The organism is Kosakonia arachidis (assembly GCF_900116535.1).
In the GTDB taxonomy this organism is placed as follows: Bacteria; Pseudomonadota; Gammaproteobacteria; order Enterobacterales; family Enterobacteriaceae; genus Kosakonia; species Kosakonia arachidis.
This window is the reverse complement of the sequence record NZ_FPAU01000001.1, coordinates 727700-747822: the sequence shown is the minus strand read 5'-3', so window position 1 is coordinate 747822 and position 20123 is coordinate 727700. Positions and strand designations below refer to the sequence as shown.

General features: G+C 54.0%; 18 protein-coding genes. 11 read left to right on the top strand and 7 right to left on the bottom strand.

The features are described 5' to 3' along the window. Positions 1-63: 63 nt before the first annotated feature. Both macB and macA read right to left on the bottom strand, forming a co-directional pair. Positions 64-2010, bottom strand: coding sequence for a macrolide ABC transporter ATP-binding protein/permease MacB (gene macB, locus BM427_RS03645; RefSeq protein WP_090119300.1), 1947 nt, complete (start codon positions 2008-2010; stop codon positions 64-66). Beyond that, the gene (macA, locus tag BM427_RS03640; protein WP_090119298.1) at positions 2007-3122 is read right to left on the bottom strand and encodes a macrolide transporter subunit MacA; all 1116 of its coding nucleotides are present in this window, start codon (positions 3120-3122) and stop codon (positions 2007-2009) included. The genes macB and macA overlap by 4 nt, the downstream gene beginning before the upstream one ends. 158 nt (positions 3123-3280) lie before the next feature. Here macA and BM427_RS03635 point away from each other — a divergent pair, with 158 nt between their 5' ends. Next, on the top strand, positions 3281-4237 hold the full coding sequence (locus BM427_RS03635) for a VirK/YbjX family protein (protein ID WP_090119296.1): 957 nt from the start codon (positions 3281-3283) through the stop codon (positions 4235-4237). On the opposite strand, the gene BM427_RS03630 is transcribed toward BM427_RS03635, so the two are convergent. Further along, complete coding sequence (locus BM427_RS03630) at positions 4234-5892, bottom strand: ATP-dependent endonuclease (RefSeq protein ID WP_090119294.1); 1659 nt, start codon at positions 5890-5892, stop codon at positions 4234-4236. The genes BM427_RS03635 and BM427_RS03630 overlap by 4 nt on opposite strands. 501 nt (positions 5893-6393) lie before the next feature. On the opposite strand from BM427_RS03630, the gene BM427_RS03625 reads away from it, so the two are divergent. From BM427_RS03625 to hcr, 3 genes are all read left to right on the top strand, one after another. Further along, positions 6394-7293 carry a LysO family transporter gene (locus BM427_RS03625; protein WP_090119292.1) on the top strand — a complete coding sequence of 300 codons (900 nt, stop codon included), beginning with the start codon at positions 6394-6396 and terminating at the stop codon, positions 7291-7293. Between the two features lie 148 nt (positions 7294-7441). Further along, positions 7442-9094: a hydroxylamine reductase gene (gene hcp / locus BM427_RS03620; RefSeq protein WP_090120669.1), complete on the top strand. Its 1653-nt coding sequence runs from the start codon at positions 7442-7444 to the stop codon at positions 9092-9094. 10 nt (positions 9095-9104) lie between these two features. Then, positions 9105-10073, top strand: a complete 969-nt coding sequence (hcr, locus tag BM427_RS03615) for an NADH oxidoreductase (protein WP_090119290.1) — start codon at positions 9105-9107, stop codon at positions 10071-10073. 105 nt (positions 10074-10178) lie between these two features. On the opposite strand, the gene BM427_RS03610 is transcribed toward hcr, so the two are convergent. Then, positions 10179-10607: a DoxX family protein gene (locus tag BM427_RS03610; protein WP_090119288.1), complete on the bottom strand. Its 429-nt coding sequence runs from the start codon at positions 10605-10607 to the stop codon at positions 10179-10181. 149 nt (positions 10608-10756) lie between these two features. Here BM427_RS03610 and poxB point away from each other — a divergent pair, with 149 nt between their 5' ends. From poxB to BM427_RS03590, 4 genes are all read left to right on the top strand, one after another. Beyond that, entirely contained in the window at positions 10757-12475 is a 1719-nt protein-coding gene (gene poxB / locus BM427_RS03605) for a ubiquinone-dependent pyruvate dehydrogenase (RefSeq protein WP_090119286.1), read from the top strand. 37 nt (positions 12476-12512) lie between these two features. Continuing rightward, positions 12513-13511 (top strand): low-specificity L-threonine aldolase, encoded by a 999-nt coding sequence (ltaE, locus tag BM427_RS03600; protein ID WP_090119284.1) that lies wholly within the window; start codon positions 12513-12515, stop codon positions 13509-13511. Between the two features lie 9 nt (positions 13512-13520). After that, positions 13521-14957, top strand: coding sequence for a DUF2867 domain-containing protein (locus BM427_RS03595; protein WP_090119282.1), 1437 nt, complete (start codon positions 13521-13523; stop codon positions 14955-14957). A 94-nt stretch (positions 14958-15051) separates the two neighbouring features. Continuing rightward, on the top strand, positions 15052-16065 hold the full coding sequence (locus BM427_RS03590) for a 3-beta-hydroxysteroid dehydrogenase (RefSeq protein WP_090119280.1): 1014 nt from the start codon (positions 15052-15054) through the stop codon (positions 16063-16065). Positions 16066-16070: 5 nt separating this feature from the next. Here the strand turns inward: BM427_RS03590 and BM427_RS03585 are convergent, their stop codons facing one another. From BM427_RS03585 to BM427_RS03575, 3 genes are read right to left on the bottom strand one after another with little or no spacing between them, the layout of a single operon-like run. Continuing rightward, entirely contained in the window at positions 16071-16649 is a 579-nt protein-coding gene (locus BM427_RS03585; RefSeq protein WP_244316595.1) for a WG repeat-containing protein, read from the bottom strand. Positions 16650-16666: 17 nt separating this feature from the next. Next, positions 16667-17494 carry an N-acetylmuramoyl-L-alanine amidase gene (locus BM427_RS03580; RefSeq protein WP_090119276.1) on the bottom strand — a complete coding sequence of 276 codons (828 nt, stop codon included), beginning with the start codon at positions 17492-17494 and terminating at the stop codon, positions 16667-16669. Beyond that, positions 17491-17814, bottom strand: coding sequence for a heavy metal-binding domain-containing protein (locus tag BM427_RS03575; RefSeq protein WP_090119274.1), 324 nt, complete (start codon positions 17812-17814; stop codon positions 17491-17493). The genes BM427_RS03580 and BM427_RS03575 overlap by 4 nt, the downstream gene beginning before the upstream one ends. Before the next feature lie 100 nt (positions 17815-17914). Here BM427_RS03575 and BM427_RS03570 point away from each other — a divergent pair, with 100 nt between their 5' ends. The 3 genes from BM427_RS03570 (at position 17915) to artI (ending at position 20118) form a co-directional block, all read left to right on the top strand. Beyond that, a complete protein-coding gene (locus tag BM427_RS03570; RefSeq protein ID WP_090119272.1) occupies positions 17915-18430 on the top strand; it encodes a lipoprotein in 516 nt (171 codons plus the stop codon). Between the two features lie 208 nt (positions 18431-18638). Further along, positions 18639-19367 (top strand): arginine ABC transporter ATP-binding protein ArtP, encoded by a 729-nt coding sequence (artP, locus tag BM427_RS03565; RefSeq protein ID WP_090119270.1) that lies wholly within the window; start codon positions 18639-18641, stop codon positions 19365-19367. Positions 19368-19386: 19 nt separating this feature from the next. After that, positions 19387-20118: an arginine ABC transporter substrate-binding protein ArtI gene (artI, locus tag BM427_RS03560; protein WP_090119268.1), complete on the top strand. Its 732-nt coding sequence runs from the start codon at positions 19387-19389 to the stop codon at positions 20116-20118. Positions 20119-20123 lie beyond the last annotated feature (5 nt).

Sequence of the window (20123 nt, the reverse complement as noted above, 5' to 3'; positions counted from 1 at the left end):
GCCAGCAACCTCATTGTGTACATGCCGCAGTTAAAATGCCAGCCCAATCGGCTGGCATTTTTATTACTCGCGAGCCAACGCATCCACCGGATCCAACCGCGCCGCATTGCGCGCCGGCAACCAGCCAAACAGCACCCCGGTAAACGTTGAACACAAAAAGGCAGTGATCAACGCAACCGCTGAAAAACCAATCTCCCAGCCCGGTAAAAAGAGCTGCAAAGTAAACGCGATCAACATCGAAAGCGCTACGCCGAGCGCGCCACCAACCAGGCAAACAAACACCGCCTCAATCAGGAACTGCGACAACACATCGCCTGCTCTGGCACCCACTGCCATCCTGATACCGATCTCGCGTGTTCGCTCGGTAACCGAGACCAGCATGATATTCATCACACCGATGCCACCAACCAGCAGAGAAATCACCGCCACCAGCGTCAGGAACAATTGAAGAATACGTGTGGTCTTTTCCGCAGTTTTCAATACCCCGTCCATATTCCAGACGAAGAAATCTTTTTTCCCGTGCCGCAAATTCAGCAGCCGGGTGAGCTGCTGTTCCGCCTGCTCACTGCTGTATCCATCTTTCACCCGAACGGTAATAGAGTTTAGCCACGACTGGCCCATAATGCGCCCGGAGAGGGTCGTGTAGGGCAACCAGACGCGCAGGATTTTGCTGCTGCCGAACATGGATTGCTTCTCTTCCACCACACCAATTACCGTTGCCGGCATATTGCCGACCAGAATTACCTCACCTACCACGCTGGATTTATTGGGAAAGAGTTGGCGGCGAGTATTGCTGTCGAGCACAACCACTTGCGCCCGTCCCTTCTCCTGCTCGGTATTGAATGGCGCGCCTTCGCTGAAGGCCATGCCATAAACATTAAAATACTGCCCGCTAACACCATTCGCGCTGGCCGCAACATCAATATTGTCATTGCGCAGACGCAGGTTTTGCGAAACCGCCGGTGTCGCCGAACGCACCCACGACTGTTTCTGGATCGCCAGCAGATCGTCATATTTCAGCGCCTGTTGGTATTGCGGCTTGTCATCACCAAAATCCTTGCCGGGATAGACATCAATGGTGTTAGTGCCGATCGAACGGATATCCGCCAGCACAAGCTGCTTCGCCGCATCACCCACAACCACAATCGAAACCACGGAGGCGATACCGATAATAATGCCGAGCATGGTCAATAACGTGCGCATCTTATTCGACGCCATTGCACGCCAGGCCATGGTTAGCGCTTCGTAAAAACGGCTGATAAACTGCCGCCAGCCCCCCGCCTGCGCAGACACAGCATCGCGGTTATCTGCGGTTATCGCTCGTTCGCGGGCCGGAGGATTACTGATAAGTTCACCATCGCGAATTTCAATCACTCGCTCAGCCTGCGCCGCCACTTGCGGATCGTGGGTGACGATAACCACCGTATGCCCGAGATCACGCAGTTGGTGAAGGATCGCCATCACCTCTTCGCCTGAATGGCTATCCAGCGCACCGGTGGGTTCATCGGCCAGAATGACCTGCCCTCCGTTCATCAAAGCCCGGGCGATGCTGACGCGCTGCTGCTGGCCACCAGAGAGCTGAGAAGGCTGATAATCCGTCCGCTCACCCAGGCCGAGGCGCGTCAGTAACTCCCTGGCACGTATCAGACGCGCTTTACGATCGGTTCCGGCATATACCGCAGGCACTTCAACGTTTTGCATCGCCGTCAGATGCGAAAGCAGATGATAACGCTGGAAGATAAAACCAAAATGCTCGCGCCGCAGTTGCGCCAGCGCATTGCTGTTAAGCGTAGAGACATCCGTTCCGGCAACGCGGTATGTACCGCTGGAGGGTTTATCCAGGCAGCCAAGTATGTTCATCAGCGTCGATTTACCAGAACCCGAAGCTCCGACAATCGCCACCATTTCACCGGCATTGATACTGAGGGTAATCCCCTTCAGCACCTCCACTTGTTCGTCACCTGAAGGATAACTGCGGCAAATATCGCTCAGCTCCAGAAGTGCCGTCATCGGGCAGCTCCGCGATTCATCTCGCCGATCACCACTTCTTCACCGGCATCCAGCCCTTTAACCACCACGACATCGGTATCATTACGCGCACCCAGTATCACTTCACGCTCGCGGGTTTCGCCGTTACGCAGTACTTTCACTTTATAGCGATTATCACCAACCGGATCGCCCAGCGCTGCCAGTGGGATGGTCAGCACATTTTTCAGACTGGTCAGTTGAATATGCACCTGTGCGGTCATATCCAGGCGCAATATGCCCTGCGGGTTAGGCACGGCAAAACGGGCGTAATAGAAGATAGCGTCATTGATCTTCTCCGGCGTCGGCAGAATATCCTTCAGTTCCCCTTCATAGCGGGTACCGGGATCGCCCAGCACGGTGAACCACGCTTTTTGCCCGGGTTTCAGATGGATCACATCCGCCTCTGAAACCTGTGCTTTAACCAGCATGGTGCTCATGTCGGCCAGCGTCAGAATGTTCGGTGCCTGTTGCACCGCAATGACCGTTTGCCCTTGCAAGGTGGTAATTTGCGTCACTTCACCCGCCATCGGTGCCAGAATGCGTGTGAAGTCGAGATTTTTTTTCGCGGTATTCAACGTCGCCTGATTGCGTTTTATCTGCGCATCAATAGTGCCAATCTGTGCCTCTTTAACCGCCACATCAGTGGCCGAGGTATCCAGATCCTGGCGGGAGATAAGATTGCGTTTTACCAGTTGTTGCTGACGCGCCAGCGTCACCTGCGCCAGCTTCAGTTCCGCCTGCGCCTGTCGGCGCTGCGCACGCAGTTCCATCAGCGTGGCATCCACTTCTTTGATCTGGTTTTCTGCCTGGTCCGGATCGATAACTCCGAGCAACTGATCCTTTTTGACTTTATCGCCAATATTGACCAACAGCGTTTTCAGTTGACCATTCACTTGTGCGCCAACATCAACTTTACGTAATGCATCAAGCTTGCCCGTCGCCAGAACACTCTGTTGCAGTTCACCAGGACGGACAATTAGCGTCTGATACTGCACCACCGGCGCGTTTAATTTTCCCCACAGCCAAAAGATGGCCAATAAAATGACCACCACCAGTATGATAAATACCGTCCTGCGTTTTCCCTTACGTTTCATAAAAATCCCGGATAATCTGACTCGCGCCTATAGATAACATTCTTAAACAAACAAAATATCAACGAAACATAAAATCCTTAATCTCTCCATTATTCATTTACATGTTGTTGAAGCACGACCTGCTTAAATGGCGATCTCTGAGATACCGGGATTTCAATATGTCCACCATCGCCGACACAACACATACCGATACGCCTCTACCGAAAACAGCATGGCAATTCTTTCATTCTCTGGCCTCTGGTGAACTGATGCCAGGACAGGCATGGCATCATCCTGCCTATCGTCGCAAATTTCTGCTACGCTCGCTGGCCACGCCCTTCAGCACCGCCCGTTTTCTCACTCGCCTGATACGTCAACCCATGCTGGCCAAAATGTTACAGGTACAGCCTGGTTTACCTTGCCGTCTGCATCGCCCATGGCTGTCCATGAATATCAATTGCGCACAAGCGTCCGACGCGCTGTGCTGGCATTACAACACGATAGCGACCCTGCTCCCCGCCAGAATGGTCAATGGCTACCTTAACAAGTCAGGGATCACCCTTGCTCTGTTGAACGGTAAAGATGAGCAGCAGTATTCGTTACGTCTGTGTTCAGAAGCCATGCTGGACAAGGAAGGCGAAGCAACGCTGGTATTCTGTGATGCGCAGAATACCGTACTGGCCGGGCTGACATTTACCCTGTGCCAATTTGCCGGAAAAAATACGCTGTATATTGGCGGGTTACAGGGAGCCAAAGCCCACGTGCCGCATGAACTTATTCAGACTGCGACCAAATCCTGCCATGGTCTCTTTCCAAAACGCCTGCTGGTAGAAGCGGCTATGACGTTAGGGCAGTTTGTGAACGTACAGCAGATCCGTGCTGTCAGCAACGAAACTCATATCTATCGCAATATTCGTTACCGTCGAAAGAAGCAGGGGCAACTGCACGCGGATTACAATAGTTTTTGGCTATCGTTAGGCGCTGTAGCTGACGCGTCCGGCGATTATATTCTGCCACTGGCGATGACGCGTAAACCGATAGAGGCAATCGCCAGTAAAAAACGCGCAGAGTACCGACGCCGTTACGAGTTACTCGATAGCCTGCATAGCCAGACTGTCAGCCTCTGCCGGAACTAATCCGCTCGCCCGCGCGCCAGCCACAGCACGCGGGAAAACATCCTGCGCAGCAGAGGCGGTACAGCATCTATACCGCGCCGCCCCGCTTCCGTCGCCACTTCTATCGCCAGATCCGGCTTCGATGAGCGGTGAATCGCTTTGATGATCACCCGGCGCATATTCATCCGCACGTTTTCCGGCACTTGCGCCACTCGATGATAAATATCGGCAAAACCTTCCCGGTACATAAAATGTTCCATATCCCGCGCCGGTAACTCAGTCAGATGCTCCCGTGTCTGGACGTGATCATTATCCAGCAGGCTCCGCACCGTGTCGGCATACTTTTTCCCCGCTTCATCGCCGTCCACCAGTACATGCCATTCAATCCCCATACGACGGGCAAACTTAACCAGCGGTTTTAACCCGGACTGGGCAAATTCGATAACTTTCACCCCTTCAGCATCAAAATGATGGCCGCACTGGCGCGCCAGTTCGTTAATCACCCAGGTTTCTGTCTCCCCTTCCACCAGCAGCCAGCAGCGGGCAAACAACGAAGAGGCGCGATTGAAGCGGATATGGAAAGCGATACGTCGCGCATCCTCGGAATTTAAGCCTCCAGGCCCAAGGCGCCAGGCCGCGACACGTGACGACTCACGCACCAGTCGACAGACATGCTCAACCGGCGTCATCGACAACAGCTCACCAGAATTGGTCGTCGTCACCTGCTGCAACGGCAACAAATTCAGCAGTTGCCAGGCGACCGACAACATTATCGGGTGCAGCCGTGTTTCAGGATCTTCCACCAGCAGCAATGGCCGCGCGTCACGGTCGAGACGGACTGTTCCTTTCGCCTGCAATAAGGTGGCAAAAAAACTCAGCAGGATCACCCGGTACATACGACCGCCGGGTTTGTCGATCATACGGTTGATAATATCCAGGTAGCGCCAGCTTCGCTGCTCATCATGGGAGCGACGCCGCATCAGACGCTGGTGCGAAGCTCCACTTCCCTGTTCAGCAAAGTAGTGCTCCAGCAGTTGCACCATCGCGGAGAGACCGTGACGGATCTGCCCGTCGGTCAAATTTTGCGGTCGTGAGACCAGCTCGCGGGAGAGAAAGTCAAGCTGCCTGGCAGTGGTTTCCATTTCGGGTTTATCAGGTATCGTACCACTGCGGATACGCCGTAAAAATCGCGCATCGCGCAGACGCAAAACCGGCATCAATCGCACCAGATGGCGGGCACATTCGTCGATATCGGGAAGATCGAGCAACTCTCCCTTTTCATCCAGAAAACCACGTAATGTCATCACGCTGCCATCCTCAGACAGCTCACCTTCGTGGCGATAAAACAGGCGATGGAACCCGTCGTGACTGGGCACCCAGCATTCGGCAAGAGGACGATAGCGTCGCACACGGTAGCGCCCCGGCTCAGATTCACAGAAAGTCAGAATAATGTGCAGATGGTGCTCACGCCCCAGAATATCTCCCGGTGGGAACCAGAAATCCTCGCGAACAAAATGGTAGAGATCGGTTTCCGGTGACAGTAATAGCGTTAACGCATCAAGCAAACTGGATTTACCCCAGGCGTTCTCGCCAATCAGCACATTATTCTGCTCAAGTAACAACGATAAACGATTGATGCCGCGGAATCCGACAATTTCGACACGCTCCAGAATCATTCTTTCCTCCGGCTAATTCCGTCTTTTCGTCTATGTTTTTCGGGAAGTATAGCGGGGTGAGAAGCGCCAGGATATGCGCTAAGTACAAAATTTTATTGAAAAATATGTAGCAAGCCGCCAATGCGGTCCAGGGAAGGACAACGCTGAGAAAAAAAGAATAAGAACCCAACACTCATCCAAAAATACTATCCGATGCCAGAATAGCTAAATACATAATATATTATATTTTAATTTATTCGTTTTTTTGGTTATCAAATAAAATAGAAGTAACCGCGCATCTATTGGCGCTTTCACTGCGGCAAGGGCATTTGCCCGGTTCTGTTCTTATCAGGTGGCGATATACAGAACAGCAGCAGAGTGCTTTGGCACAGTTTGGCGGCTGCAGCAACACGCTGGGCTTTTCTTTACGTTATTACTACGTCTTTTCACGGCTTTACTCAGTTCCCGCCTTTCGGTAGTGTGTCCGGCGCTTACTCATATTTGCAAGGATTCGGGCTGTTCATGTTTTCAGGATTGCTAATTATTCTTCTTCCGCTGATCGTCGGCTACCTCATTCCCCTGCGTCATACAGCGGCGCTTAAACTGATCAATAAATTACTGAGCTGGATTGTTTACCTGATCCTGTTTTTTATGGGCATCAGCCTCGCGTTCCTTGATAATCTCAGCGCCAATCTGCTGTCGATATTTCACTATTCAGCGGTAAGCGTCGTAGTGATCCTGCTGTGCAATGCCATTGCACTGTTATGGCTGGAGCGTACCCTGCCCTGGCGGCACCAGCATCAGCAGGAAAAACTGCCTTCGCGTCTTGCTATGGCGCTGGAATCCCTGCGGCTGTGCGGCGTGGTGGTTGCCGGTTTTGCCATTGGCCTCAGCGGATTGGCATTTTTACAGCATGCCACGCAAGCCAGCGAATATACGCTGATCTTCCTGCTATTGCTGGTCGGTGTCCAGCTGCGTAACAGCGGTATGACACTGAAGCAGATTGTCCTCAATCGCCGCGGGATGATCATCGCCGTGGTGGTGGCGCTCAGTTCATTGGTCGGCGGTGCAATCAACGCGCTACTGCTTGGCCTGCCGCTCCAGACCGGCCTGGCGATGGCCTCCGGTTTTGGCTGGTATTCGCTGTCCGGGATTTTGCTGACCGAATCTTTTGGCCCGGTCATTGGCAGCGCAACCTTCTTTAATGATCTGGCGCGCGAACTGATCGCCATTATGCTAATCCCCGGCTTAGTACGCCGCAGTCGATCCACGGCGCTCGGTCTGTGCGGCGCAACGTCAATGGATTTTACCCTGCCAGTACTCCAACGCAGCGGCGGTCTGGAACTGGTGCCAGCGGCCATTGTTCACGGTTTTATCCTCAGCCTGCTGGTGCCATTGCTAATGGCCTTCTTCTCTGCCTGATACCTCTTTGGCGGTAACTTTTGGCCGCCAAAATTGCGCTAAATCAATCTCCCTGTAAATTGCACCGAAAAGCGCTTTTAAGGTTTCGCTCACCAGCATAATCTTAAACATGCATTTTAAATATAACTTTAACAACGAAGGTGTGACCATGTTTTGTGTGCAATGTGAACAAACCATTCGAACCCCGGCAGGTAATGGCTGTGCCTACGCGCAGGGGATGTGCGGTAAAACCGCCGAAACGTCCGACCTCCAGGATTTGCTGATTGCCGCGTTACAAGGGCTCTCTGCCTGGGCCTGCAAAGCACGCGACTACGATCTGATCGATCATGAAATCGACAACTTCGCACCGCGTGCCTTCTTCTCGACGCTGACCAACGTAAACTTCGACTCCGTACGCATTGTCGGTTACGCCCGTGAAGCGATCGCCAAACGTGAAGCACTGAAAACGCTCTGCCTTTCTATCGACCCAAACGCCAGTGTTGATAATCCGATGGCCGAGCTGCAACTGGTCAGCGACGATCTGGGCGAATTACAGCGTCAGGCAGCAGAATTCACGCCAAACAAAGACAAAGCCGCAATTGGCGAAAATATTCTTGGCCTGCGCCTGCTCTGCCTGTACGGCCTGAAAGGCGCAGCTGCCTATATGGAACATGCGCACGTTCTCGGGCAGTACGACAACGATATTTATGCCCGCTACCATAAAATTATGGCCTGGCTGGGTACCTGGCCTGCGGACATGAACGCTCTGCTCGAATGTTCGATGGAAATTGGCCAGATGAACTTCAGCATCATGAGCATCCTCGATGCCGGTGAAACCAGCACTTACGGCCATCCGACGCCGACCCAGGTGAACGTTAAAGCCGTCGCCGGGAAATGCATTTTGATCTCCGGTCACGACCTGAAAGATCTTTATAACCTGCTGCAACAAACCGAAGGCACCGGCGTTAACGTCTATACCCATGGTGAAATGCTGCCGGCACACGGTTATCCTGAACTGCGAAAATTCAAACATCTGGTCGGCAACTACGGCAGCGGCTGGCAGAATCAGCAAGTGGAATTCGCCCGCTTCCCGGGCCCGATCGTGATGACCTCCAACTGCATCATCGATCCGACCGTCGGTTCTTATGACGACCGTATCTGGACCCGCAGCATTGTTGGCTGGCCGGGCGTGAACCACCTCGAAGGCGACGATTTTGCACCGGTGATCCGCCAGGCACAGCAAATGTCCGGTTTCCCGTTCAGCGAAATCGAACACCTGATCACCGTCGGGTTTGGTCGCCAGACCCTGCTTGGCGCGGTGGATTCGCTGATAGACCTGGTGAGCCGCGAAAAACTGCGCCATGTCTTCCTTGTCGGCGGCTGCGACGGCGCTCGCGGTGAACGTAATTACTTCACCGATTTCGCCACTCAGGTACCGGATGACTGCCTGATCCTGACACTGGCCTGCGGTAAATATCGCTTCAACAAACTCGACTTCGGCAATATCGAAGGGCTGCCGCGTCTGATCGATGCCGGTCAGTGTAATGACGCCTACTCGGCGATTATTCTGGCAGTAACGCTGGCGGAAAAACTGGGCTGCGGCGTAAATGACCTGCCGTTATCGCTGGTGCTCTCCTGGTTTGAACAGAAAGCGATCGTTATCCTGCTGACCCTGCTGTCGCTGGGTGTCACCAATATCGTTACCGGGCCAACCGCACCGGGCTTCCTGACGCCGGACCTGCTGGCTGTGCTGAATGAGAAATTTGGCCTGCGCCAGGTCACGACCGTTGAACAGGATATGCGGCAGTTGCTGAGCGCGTAAGGAGATAACGATGACCATGCCAACCCCTCAATGCCCGTGGCGTATGCAGGTTCACCATATCCGTCAGGAAACGCCGGATGTCTGGACGCTGTCGCTGTTATGTCACGATTACTATCCGTATCGCGCCGGGCAGTATGCGCTGGTAAGCATTCGCAACAGTGCCGACACGTTGCGTGCTTACACCCTGTCATCCACACCGGGCGTGAGCGAATACATTACGCTGACCGTTCGTCGTATTGATGATGGCGCAGGTACCCGGTGGCTGACCCGGGAGGTAAAACGCGGCGATTATCTGTGGCTTTCCGATGCGCAGGGGGAATTTACCTGTGATAAGGAACCGAACGATAAGCTGTTGCTGCTGGCGGCGGGGTGCGGTGTGACACCGATTATGTCGATGCGTCGCTGGCTGGCGAAGTATCGACCACAGACCGATGTGCAGGTGATCTTCAACGTGCGTTCGCCGCAGGATGTCATTTTCGCCGACGAATGGCGTGAATATCCGGTCACGCTGGTGGCAGAAAATGACGCGACCGCCAGTTTTGCTTCTGGCCGCCTGAGCCGCGAACTGCTCAGCCAGGTGCCGGATCTTGCCGCGCGCACGGTGATGACCTGCGGCCCGGCACCTTACATGGATTGGGTTGAGAGCGAAGTGAAAGCGCTGGGCGTGACGCGTTTCTTTAAAGAGAAATTCTTTACCCCTGTCGCACAGGCTGCCACCAGTGGGTTGAAGTTCAGCAAACTCTCACCGATGAAAACCTTCTACGCGCCGGTGGGCAGCACGCTGCTGGACGCGATGGAGAGCAATAAAGTGCCAGTGAATGCCGCCTGCCGCGCCGGCGTTTGCGGATGTTGTAAAACGCAGGTGATTTCCGGTGAGTACACCGTCAGTAGCACCATGACACTGACGGAGCAGGAGATTTCCGCCGGTTATGTGCTGGCCTGTTCCTGTCATCCACAAGGGGATTTGGTGCTGGCGTAATGTTTTGTGCATAAAATAAAACGCCCTTCCTGTGCGGAAAGGGCGTTTTTCAAGTTTCATTGTCCGGGTATCGTCTTGTCGAACCGGTACTCTGTTAACGCAGTACTACTTCCACGCCGGAGCCACGGAATAGCGGCCCGCGCCAAGAAAAGCAATCACCAGCGCAGCAACAAAGAAGTAAACAATACTCTCAATCGCCCACGCGCCAGTCACATCCAGAGTGCCTGTTTCACCGATGCCGACCAGTAACCAGGCCACCACCATAGTAAACGCCAGCACCAGCGCGGAAGGACGGGTAAGCACACCCAGAATAATCAAGATTGGGCATAACACTTCGCCAATCAGCACGCCATAAGCAATAAAACCCGGTAACCCTTTTGACACCAGCATGCCAGCAATGCCATCAATACCGCCGATTAATTTGTGCAGTCCGTGAAACAACATCAATCCGCCAACCACCAAACGCAGTAACAGTCGGCCAAGATCTTCATGCGAAAACATATTATTAACTGAGTTTAACAATGATTTAACCATTTGAAATGATTCCTGTTTTCATCCACTGTGTCAGAATATTACAGAGCGTAACTGAAATAAACTCCTGTTTTAAAAAAAGCCTCGTTAATCTCATTCCAGGAAGAATCATTGACTAAGCTTGTAAGCAAGATCACAAAAAGGAGCTTTCCATGAAACAGACTGTGGCTGCTTATATTGCTAAAACCCTTGAACAAGCGGGCGTTAAACGGATTTGGGGGGTAACAGGCGATTCTCTTAACGGGCTGAGCGACAGCCTGAATCGCATGGGCACGATTCACTGGATGCCGACGCGTCATGAAGAAGTCGCCGCCTTCGCCGCTGGAGCGGAAGCGCAACTGACCGGAGAACTGGCGGTTTGTGCTGGTTCCTGCGGGCCGGGAAATTTACATCTGATCAACGGCCTTTTCGATTGCCACCGCAATCACGTTCCGGTGCTGGCAATTGCCGCCCACATTCCCTCAAGCGAAATCGGTAGCGGCTACTTCCAGGAAACCCATCCGCAGGAACTGTTCCGCGAATGTAGTCATTATTGCGAACTGGTTTCCAATCCGGAGCAGATCCCGCAAGTGCTGGCGATCGCCATGCGCAAAGCCGTGCTTAATAAAGGTGTGTCCGTTGTTGTGTTGCCTGGCGACGTGGCGCTAAAACCTGCACCGGAAAGCGCCAGCAGCCACTGGTACAGTGCGCCGCAACCGGTGGTCACGCCAACACAAGATGAGTTACAAAAACTGGCGCAGTTGCTGCGCTATTCCAGCAATATCGCCATGATGTGCGGCAGTGGCTGTGCTGGCGCGCATAAAGAGCTGTTGGCTTTCGCCGGGAAACTGAATGCGCCCATCATTCACGCGATGCGGGGTAAAGAACATGTGGAGTATGACAACCCGTATGATGTCGGCATGACCGGGCTGATCGGCTTCTCTTCCGGGTTCCACACCATGATGAATGCGGATACCTTAGTGCTGCTCGGCACACAATTTCCCTATCGCGCCTTCTACCCCACCGATGCCAAAATCATCCAGATCGATATCAATCCGGCCAGCATTGGCGCACACAGTAAAGTGGACATGGCGCTGGTGGGCGATATCAAAGCCACGCTTGCCGCGTTGCTGCCGTTGCTGGAAGAAAAAACCGATCGCCGCTTCCTTGATAAAGCGCTGGCGGATTACAGTGAAGCCCGTAAAGGCCTGGATGATTTAGCGAAGCCGAGCGAGAAATCGATTCACCCGCAATATCTGGCGCAGCAAATCAGCCATTTTGCCGCTGATGACGCGATTTTCACCTGTGATGTCGGCACGCCAACGGTGTGGGCGGCGCGATATCTGAAAATGAACGGCAAGCGCCGCCTGCTCGGTTCCTTTAACCATGGTTCGATGGCCAACGCCATGCCGCAGGCGCTCGGCGCAAAAGCGACCTATCCGGAAAGGCAGGTCGTGGCGCTCTGCGGCGACGGCGGTTTCAGCATGCTGATGGGTGATTTTCTCTCCGTTGTGCAGATGAAGCTACCGCTGAAAATTATCGTCTTTAATAACAGCGTGCTCGGCTTTGTGGCGATGGAGATGAAAGCAGGCGGATACTTAACCGACGGTACAGAGTTACAGGACACCAACTTTGCCCGCATCGCCGAGGCTTGCGGCATTACCGGGATCCGCGTGGAGAAATCCGCCGAGGTCGATGAAGCGCTCCAGCGCGCCTTCTCGATCGATGGCCCGGTGCTGGTGGATGTCACTGTTGCCAAAGAAGAACTGGCGATCCCGCCGCAAATCAAACTGGAGCAGGCCAAAGGCTTCAGCCTCTATATGATGCGCGCCATTATCAGTGGACGCGGCGATGAAGTCATCGAACTGGCGAAAACCAACTGGCTCAGGTAAAACAGACGCTTAACCTGAGACAGAGAAAGGAAATGCCGTGATTGATTTACGTAGTGATACCGTAACCCGCCCGGGGCGCGCCATGCTCGAAGAGATGATGGCCGCCCCGGTCGGGGACGATGTTTATGGTGATGATCCCACCGTTAACGAACTGCAGCGTTACGCGGCAGAACTCAGTGGCAAAGAAGCCGCACTCTTTCTGCCGACGGGAACGCAGGCCAACCTGGTGGCGCTGTTAAGCCACTGCGAGCGCGGCGAAGAGTATATTGTCGGCCAGGGAGCGCATAACTACCTCTACGAAGCAGGTGGCGCAGCGGTGCTCGGCAGCATTCAACCACAGCCAATTGATGCCGCCGCCGACGGAACGCTGCCGCTTGACAAAGTCGCGGCAAAAATAAAAGCCGATGACATCCACTTCGCGCGAACCAAACTGCTCAGTCTGGAAAACACCCACAACGGCAAAGTGCTACCGCGCGACTACCTGAAACAGGCGTGGGAATTTACCCGCGAGCGCGGGTTGTCGATGCATGTTGATGGTGCCCGCATCTTTAATGCCATCGTGGAATACGGCTGTGACCTTAGCGCTATCGCGCAATATTGCGATTCTTTCACCATCTGCCTGTCGAAAGGCCTTGGCACACCAGTCGGTTCATTACTGGTGGGTGACAAAGCCTATATTACCCGCGCCAACCGCTGGCGCAAAATGACCGGCGGCGGTATGCGCCAGGCCGGAATCCTTGCCGCAGCGGGCCTGTATGCACTGAAGCACAATGTCGCACGGCTGAAAGAGGATCACGAGAACGCCGCCTGGCTGGCCGCTCAGCTACAGGAGATTGGCGCCGATGTGATGCGCCACGACACCAACATGCTGTTCGTCCGCGTTGGCGAACCGGCCGCCGCGCTGGGCGCGTTTATGCGCGAACGCGATGTGCTGATCAACGCGTCGCCGGTGGTGCGACTGGTCACCCACCTCGACGTCAATCGCCAGCAGCTAACCGAAGTGGTTCGCCACTGGCAGGCTTTTTTACAGCGCTAAGGAGCGGATGTGGCGCAACAGATCCTGGTGCTGGGTGCCAGCGGTTATATCGGGCAGCGGCTGGTGGCCGCGCTCAGTCAGCAAGGCCACCAGGTCAAAGCGGCGGCGCGACAGTTAACGCGCCTGCAAAAGCAGCAATTGCCGGGCGTAACCTGCCACACTATCGATCTCTATTGGCCGCAGGATCTTACTGCACTGCTTGACGGTGTCGATACGCTCTACTATCTGGTGCACAGCATGGGCGAAAACCGCGATTTTGTGGCTCATGAAAGGCAAATCGCCCTGAATGTGCGCGATGCGTTGCAGGAAACCCCGGTCAAACAGGTTATTTTTCTCAGTTCGTTGCAGGCAAAAGGAACAACAGATTCTGAGCATCTACTGGCACGGCAATATACCGGCGATCTGCTACGGGCAGCCGGTGTTCCGGTTACCGAATTACGCGCAGGGATTATTGTCGGCGCAGGTTCGGCGGCGTTCGAAGTGATGCGGGATATGGTCTTTAACCTGCCGGTTTTGACGCCACCGCGCTGGGTGCGTTCACGTACCACGCCGATTGCGTTGGAAAACCTGCTGTATTATCTGCTGGAGTTGTTGCATCACCCGGCGGCGGAACACCGCGTGTTTGAGGCTGCCGGGCCACATGTGCTGAGCTATCAGCAGCAGTTTGAGCACTTTATGCGCGTCAGTGGCGTACACCGCCCATTGATCCCCATTCCGCTGCCAACGCGGCTGATCTCCATCTGGTTTTTACATCTCATCACTTCCGTGCCGCCAACCATCGCAAAAGCGCTGATCCAGGGATTGAAACACGATCTGCTGGCCGACGATCGCGCACTGCGCCGTTTAATCCCGCAAACGCTGATCCGCTTTGATGATGCGGTGCGCCAGACGTTGCAGGAAGAAGAAAAACTGGTGAATTCCGCGGACTGGGGCTACGACCCACAGGCCTTCTCACGCTGGCGCCCACAATATGGCTACTATCCGAAACAGGCCGGTTATCAGGTAAAAACCACAGCCAGCCTCAGCGCCCTGTGGGAAGTGGTTAACCGTATTGGCGGAAAAGAGCGCTACTTTTTCGGCAATCTGCTGTGGGAAACCCGCGCCGCGCTCGATCGTTTAATCGGCCACCAGCTGCCACGCGGGCGTCCCGATCGCGCCTGGCTGGAAACCGGCGATGCGGTGGATAGCTGGAAAGTAATCATCGCCGAGCCGGAGCAACAGCTGGCATTATTGTTTGGCATGAAAGCACCGGGGCTGGGGCGGCTAACCTTTACGTTGAGCGACAAAGGCGAACATCGGCTGCTGGATGTCCGCGCCTGGTGGCATCCGCACGGTATGCCGGGTTTGTTTTACTGGTTACTGATGTTCCCGGCTCATCTGTTCATCTTTCGTGGCATGGCGCAACAGATCGCCCGTCTGGCAGAAAAAAATAGCGAAAAAGTCTGACGGTTAACGTTTTTCTTTTACTTATCCCATTGCATCGCGGCGTAATTCACGGAAGAATGCGCGCGATAATTGCTTTTCAACACAGTGGATTGATATGAAGGTACTGGTCACGGGCGCAACCAGCGGTTTAGGCCGAAACGCCGTCGAATATCTGCGTCAAAAAGGGATCAGCGTCAGGGCGACGGGCCGCAACGAAGCGATGGGCAAGTTGCTGAGCAAGATGGGCGCCGAGTTTGTGCATGCGGATTTAACCGAACTGGTTTCATCGCAGGCTAAAGTCATGCTCGCGGATATCGATACGCTGTGGCACTGCTCCAGTTTTACCTCACCGTGGGGAACACAGGAGGCGTTTGATCTGGCGAATGTACGCGCCACGCGCCGTCTGGGTGAATGGGCTGTCGCCTGGGGTATACGCAACTTTATCCATATCTCCTCGCCTTCACTCTATTTTGATTATCATCACCATCACAATATTCCGGAAGATTTTCGCCCGGCGCGTTTCGCCAACGAATTTGCCCGCAGCAAAGCCGCGGGCGAGCAGGTCATCGATCTGCTGGCGCAGGCGAACCCCAACACCCGTTTTACCATTCTGCGCCCGCAAAGCCTGTTTGGCCCGCATGACAAAGTGTTTATCCCGAGGCTGGCGCAGATGATGCATCACTACCGCAGCGTGTTATTGCCGCGCGGCGGTGATGCGCTGGTGGACATGACCTACTACGAAAACGCTGTGCATGCGATGTGGCTCGCCAGCCAGCAACAGTGCGACACGTTGCCCTCCGGGCGGGCGTATAACATCACCAACGGCGAGCCGCGCTCGCTGCGCAGTATCGTACAGCGGCTGATTGACGATCTGGCGATCCCCTGCCGTATTCGCTCCGTGCCCTACACCATGCTGGATATGCTGGCCCGCAGCATGGAGCGTTTTGGCGATAAACGCGCGAAAGAACCCGCCTTCACCCACTATGGTGTGTCAAAGCTCAATTTTGATTTCACGCTGGATATCACGCGCGCGCAGGAAGAGCTGGGCTATGCGCCGATCGTGACGCTGGATGAAGGCATCAAACGCACGGCGCACTGGTTAAAAGACCACGGTAAACTGCACCACTGACAAACTCAGAACGGCCCGGATTTAATCTCAGATACCCGCTGGCCGCTCTTATCAATGTAGTACCACTCCCCACCACTTAAAGAGATATGCTCGCCTTCACGCTGCGGTTTGCACCCGATGCAGACCAGCGCTTTGCCGCCATCAAACTGCGAAGCGTAATCATAGCGGGCGGCAATGCGGTTGTGAAAACTGTCATCCCAGTAGCCCACTTTACCGTTCTGCGTTGAGCGCACCAGCCCCTCAACAAACCAGTCAGGCCCGTTATCGAAATGCATCACTGGCAAATACTCGTGCGCAGAACGCACATAATAATCCGCATCCTGCTCCCCCGCTCCACGGGTATAATTGTGCAGCCCGACCCATGACATGCCATCGACATCATGGGTTTTAGCAAATAGCGCGGGTAAAAATTCCAGCTTGCCGTCTTTCAGTACGGCGCACTCATCCAGTGTTTGCACACTGTCACTTTGTTTGTCCCAGTAGGAACATGCGTACGGCGGGTTTGGCGCAGCATGGACAGCAAAAGCCGCCATCAGCAATGCACCTGTCATGATGCGAAACACCATTACCATTGACCTCGTCATAAAAAAACCAGCGGCAATCACCCCTGGCCGTATTTTTCCAGTAATGCCTCGGCAATCGCCTGGCTTTCGGCATCCGCAACACCGTTCCATAACCCCGGACGAAAATGCATTTGAAACGCCTCGATTACCCGTTTCTGCTGCACAGGCGTCATTTCCGGTTTCACTTCATAACCGTAACGCGCCAGCAAATCGAGCAGCGACGCCGTTTCAACCGGTTGGTGGGGAGAACGGCCATTCAGGTAAAATGCCACACGCGCCGCATCCGGCCAGGCGCCAATCCCCTGAGCAGCTAACGCCTGCCATGGGAATAACGGGCCGGGATCGTCTTTACGCTGCGGCGCAATATCGGCATGCGCTACAACATTTTGCGGCGCGATGTTGTACCGCGCGATAATATCTTTTACTAGCGGAATCAATGCACTAATTTGCGCTGGAGCAAATGGCGCGAAGGTTTTTCCACCCGCACTCTGTTGCCAGCCACGGTTTTCTAACTCAATGCCAATAGAGGTATCGTTGATACGCGTCGCGCCGCGCCAGAAACTCACGCCCGCATGCCAGGCAAGATCCTGTTCCGGGACCAGTTGCCAGATGCGCGGTTTACCGTGGTACATCGGCGGCCTGGCGGGTACCAAATAATGAGCGCTCACCTGTTTGTCGGTGAGCGTCGCCAGCGAGACATCAAAATCATCCGCCGTGTAATGAATCACCAGCACCTTGATACGCGGGTAAGCTGCCTGCGCCTGACGCCGCGTATCCAGCTGATAGCCGTTTTTATCGATAATCCCTTTTTCACTTGCACAGCCAGCCAGAAGCAGCGCCAGCATTGCTAATGCATACTTTTTCATTGGCGTATTTTAACCGCCGTACCGCTGACGCTTACCATTAGCATGCTGCTGTCTTTGCCAACGGTTTCATAATCGATATCAATACCGACTACCGCATCTGCGCCGAGCTGCTGCGCCTGTTCACCCAGTTCACGAAAGGCTATTTCCCGCGCTTTACGCAGCTCTTTCTCATAGGCGCCAGAACGTCCACCGACGATATCGCGGATACCGGCAAAAAAATCGCGGAAAATATTGGCGCCCAGAATCGCTTCGCCTGTCACGACGCCGCAATACTCAATAATGGGCTGTCCTTCGAGAGTCGGCGTGGTTGAAAATTGCATAAAGTTCTCCTTTTAAGTGCGCACGTTACGAGACACATTATCAGATCAATACACTATTCTTGAAAGGTCGTGTCTTCTGCAGAGAAATAAGGAAATCAATATGCGCTATTCAGTTTTGACTCTTGTAATGCCGTGCGCGCTGCTGCTGAGCGCCTGTACCACCGTGACCCCGGCCTATAAAGATATCGGCGTCCATAGCGGGCAATGTGTGGAAGGTGGTCCTGACAATGTTGCACAACAATTTTATGACTACCGCATCGCCCATCCGGGCAGCGACCTGACCGCATTGCGCCCATACCTGAGCGACGACCTGGCGAAAATGCTGAATAACGCCAGCCATGATCCGAAAACCGCTGCGCTGCTAAAAACCGATCCTTTCTCCAGCCGCAACGTTGCAGCCGATCATGCAGACGTTGCCAGCGCTTCCACCATTCCCAATAGTGATGCGCGGAATATTCCGCTGCGCGTAACGTTAAGCCAGGGAAGCCAGCACTGGCAGGATGAAGTACTGATGATACGTGAAGGACAGTGCTGGGCGGTGGACGATGTCCGCTATCTGGGCGGCTCGGTACATGCGCCCGCCGGGACGCTGCGCCAGTCAGTGGAACATCGCTAACGGTTTTCACAACATGTGGTAACCCCCGTAAATTGTCTGGCATTCCCTGGGGAATGCCGACATTTATGCCTGCTTCCCCCACCGCCCGGTATTTTGTGCTAACTTCATCGCATAACTTGGTTTATTTTTAAGTTTTAACGCACAAATATTGCATAACTATTCTGTCAACGTTACTATTTGCGGCCTCAATTGCTATCAGACTGCTTCGATGAGTATTAAATTAACCAGCATCAATTGCTTTTATGGCGCACACCAGGCGCTCTTTGACATCACACTGGATTGCCCACAGGGTGAAACGCTGGTGCTGCTCGGCCCAAGCGGTGCGGGTAAAAGTTCGCTGTTGCGCGTACTCAACCTGCTCGAAATGCCGCGTTCTGGCCAGTTAAGCATTGCAGGCAACCATTTTGATTTTGCCAAAACCCCGTCAGATAAAGCGATTCGTGAATTGCGCCAGAACGTGGGTATGGTGTTCCAGCAATATAATCTTTGGCCACATCTGACCGTGCAACAAAACCTGATTGAAGCACCATGCCGCGTGCTTGGTTTAAGCAAAGATCAGGCGCTGGCGCGCGCCGAGAAGCTGCTGGAGCGTTTACGTCTTAAACCCTATAGCGATCGCTATCCGCTGCACCTGTCCGGCGGACAACAGCAGCGTGTCGCTATCGCCCGCGCGCTGATGATGGAGCCGCAGGTTCTGCTGTTTGATGAACCCACCGCCGCACTCGATCCAGAAATCACCGCGCAAATCGTCAGCATTATTCGTGAACTGTCGGAAACCGGCATTACGCAGGTCATCGTGACCCACGAAGTGGAAGTGGCGCGCAAAACCGCCAGCCGCGTGGTGTATATGGAAAACGGTCACATTGTTGAGCAAGGGGATGCAAGCTGCTTTGCCGCGCCGCAGACCGATGCGTTTAAATACTACCTATCTCACTGAAGACTCGGGAATAAAGAAAATGAAAAAAGTACTGATTGCCGCACTACTTGCCAGCGTCAGCCTTAGCGCTACAGCAGCCCAGACCATTCGTTTTGCCACGGAAGCGAGCTACCCTCCGTTTGAATCCACCGATGCTAACAACAAGATCGTCGGCTTTGATGTGGATCTGGCGAATGCGCTGTGTAAAGAGATCGATGCGACCTGTACCTTTACCAACCAGGCCTTTGACAGCTTGATTCCGAGCCTGAAATTCCGTCGTTTTGACGCGGTAATGGCCGGTATGGATATCACGCCAGAGCGTGAAAAACAGGTTCTGTTCAGCACACCGTACTACGATAACTCTGCGCTGTTCGTCGGCCAGAAGGGTAAATTCACCAGCATCGATCAGCTGAAAGGCAAACGTGTTGGCGTACAGAACGGCACCACCCACCAGAAATTCATTAACGATAAACACCCGGAAATCACCACCGTGCCTTACGACAGCTATCAGAACGCGCGTCTGGACCTGCAAAATGGCCGTATTGATGCCGTCTTTGGCGACACCGCAGTGGTGACCGAATGGCTGAAAGCCGATTCCAAACTGGCAGCAGTGGGCGATAAAGTGACGGACAAAGATTACTTCGGTACCGGTCTGGGTATCGCCGTGCGCCAGGGCAACACTGAATTGCAGCAGAAATTCAACGCTGCGCTGGAAAAAGTGAAGAAAGATGGGACTTACCAGACCATCTACAGCAAATGGTTCCAGAAGTAATCCTT

Excerpts from the sequence above, each read along its gene's own strand:
- macB (WP_090119300.1), bottom strand. The coding sequence starts at position 2,010 with ATGACGGCACTTCTGGAGCTGAGCGATATTTGCCGCAGTTATCCTTCA.
- macA (WP_090119298.1), bottom strand. The coding sequence starts at position 3,122 with ATGAAACGTAAGGGAAAACGCAGGACGGTATTTATCATACTGGTGGTG.
- BM427_RS03635 (WP_090119296.1), top strand. The coding sequence starts at position 3,281 with ATGTCCACCATCGCCGACACAACACATACCGATACGCCTCTACCGAAA.
- BM427_RS03630 (WP_090119294.1), bottom strand. The coding sequence starts at position 5,892 with ATGATTCTGGAGCGTGTCGAAATTGTCGGATTCCGCGGCATCAATCGT.
- BM427_RS03625 (WP_090119292.1), top strand. The coding sequence starts at position 6,394 with ATGTTTTCAGGATTGCTAATTATTCTTCTTCCGCTGATCGTCGGCTAC.
- hcp (WP_090120669.1), top strand. The coding sequence starts at position 7,442 with ATGTTTTGTGTGCAATGTGAACAAACCATTCGAACCCCGGCAGGTAAT.
- hcr (WP_090119290.1), top strand. The coding sequence starts at position 9,105 with ATGACCATGCCAACCCCTCAATGCCCGTGGCGTATGCAGGTTCACCAT.
- BM427_RS03610 (WP_090119288.1), bottom strand. The coding sequence starts at position 10,607 with ATGGTTAAATCATTGTTAAACTCAGTTAATAATATGTTTTCGCATGAA.
- poxB (WP_090119286.1), top strand. The coding sequence starts at position 10,757 with ATGAAACAGACTGTGGCTGCTTATATTGCTAAAACCCTTGAACAAGCG.
- BM427_RS03590 (WP_090119280.1), top strand. The coding sequence starts at position 15,052 with ATGAAGGTACTGGTCACGGGCGCAACCAGCGGTTTAGGCCGAAACGCC.
- BM427_RS03585 (WP_244316595.1), bottom strand. The coding sequence starts at position 16,649 with ATGACGAGGTCAATGGTAATGGTGTTTCGCATCATGACAGGTGCATTG.
- BM427_RS03580 (WP_090119276.1), bottom strand. The coding sequence starts at position 17,494 with ATGAAAAAGTATGCATTAGCAATGCTGGCGCTGCTTCTGGCTGGCTGT.
- BM427_RS03575 (WP_090119274.1), bottom strand. The coding sequence starts at position 17,814 with ATGCAATTTTCAACCACGCCGACTCTCGAAGGACAGCCCATTATTGAG.
- BM427_RS03570 (WP_090119272.1), top strand. The coding sequence starts at position 17,915 with ATGCGCTATTCAGTTTTGACTCTTGTAATGCCGTGCGCGCTGCTGCTG.
- artP (WP_090119270.1), top strand. The coding sequence starts at position 18,639 with ATGAGTATTAAATTAACCAGCATCAATTGCTTTTATGGCGCACACCAG.
- artI (WP_090119268.1), top strand. The coding sequence starts at position 19,387 with ATGAAAAAAGTACTGATTGCCGCACTACTTGCCAGCGTCAGCCTTAGC.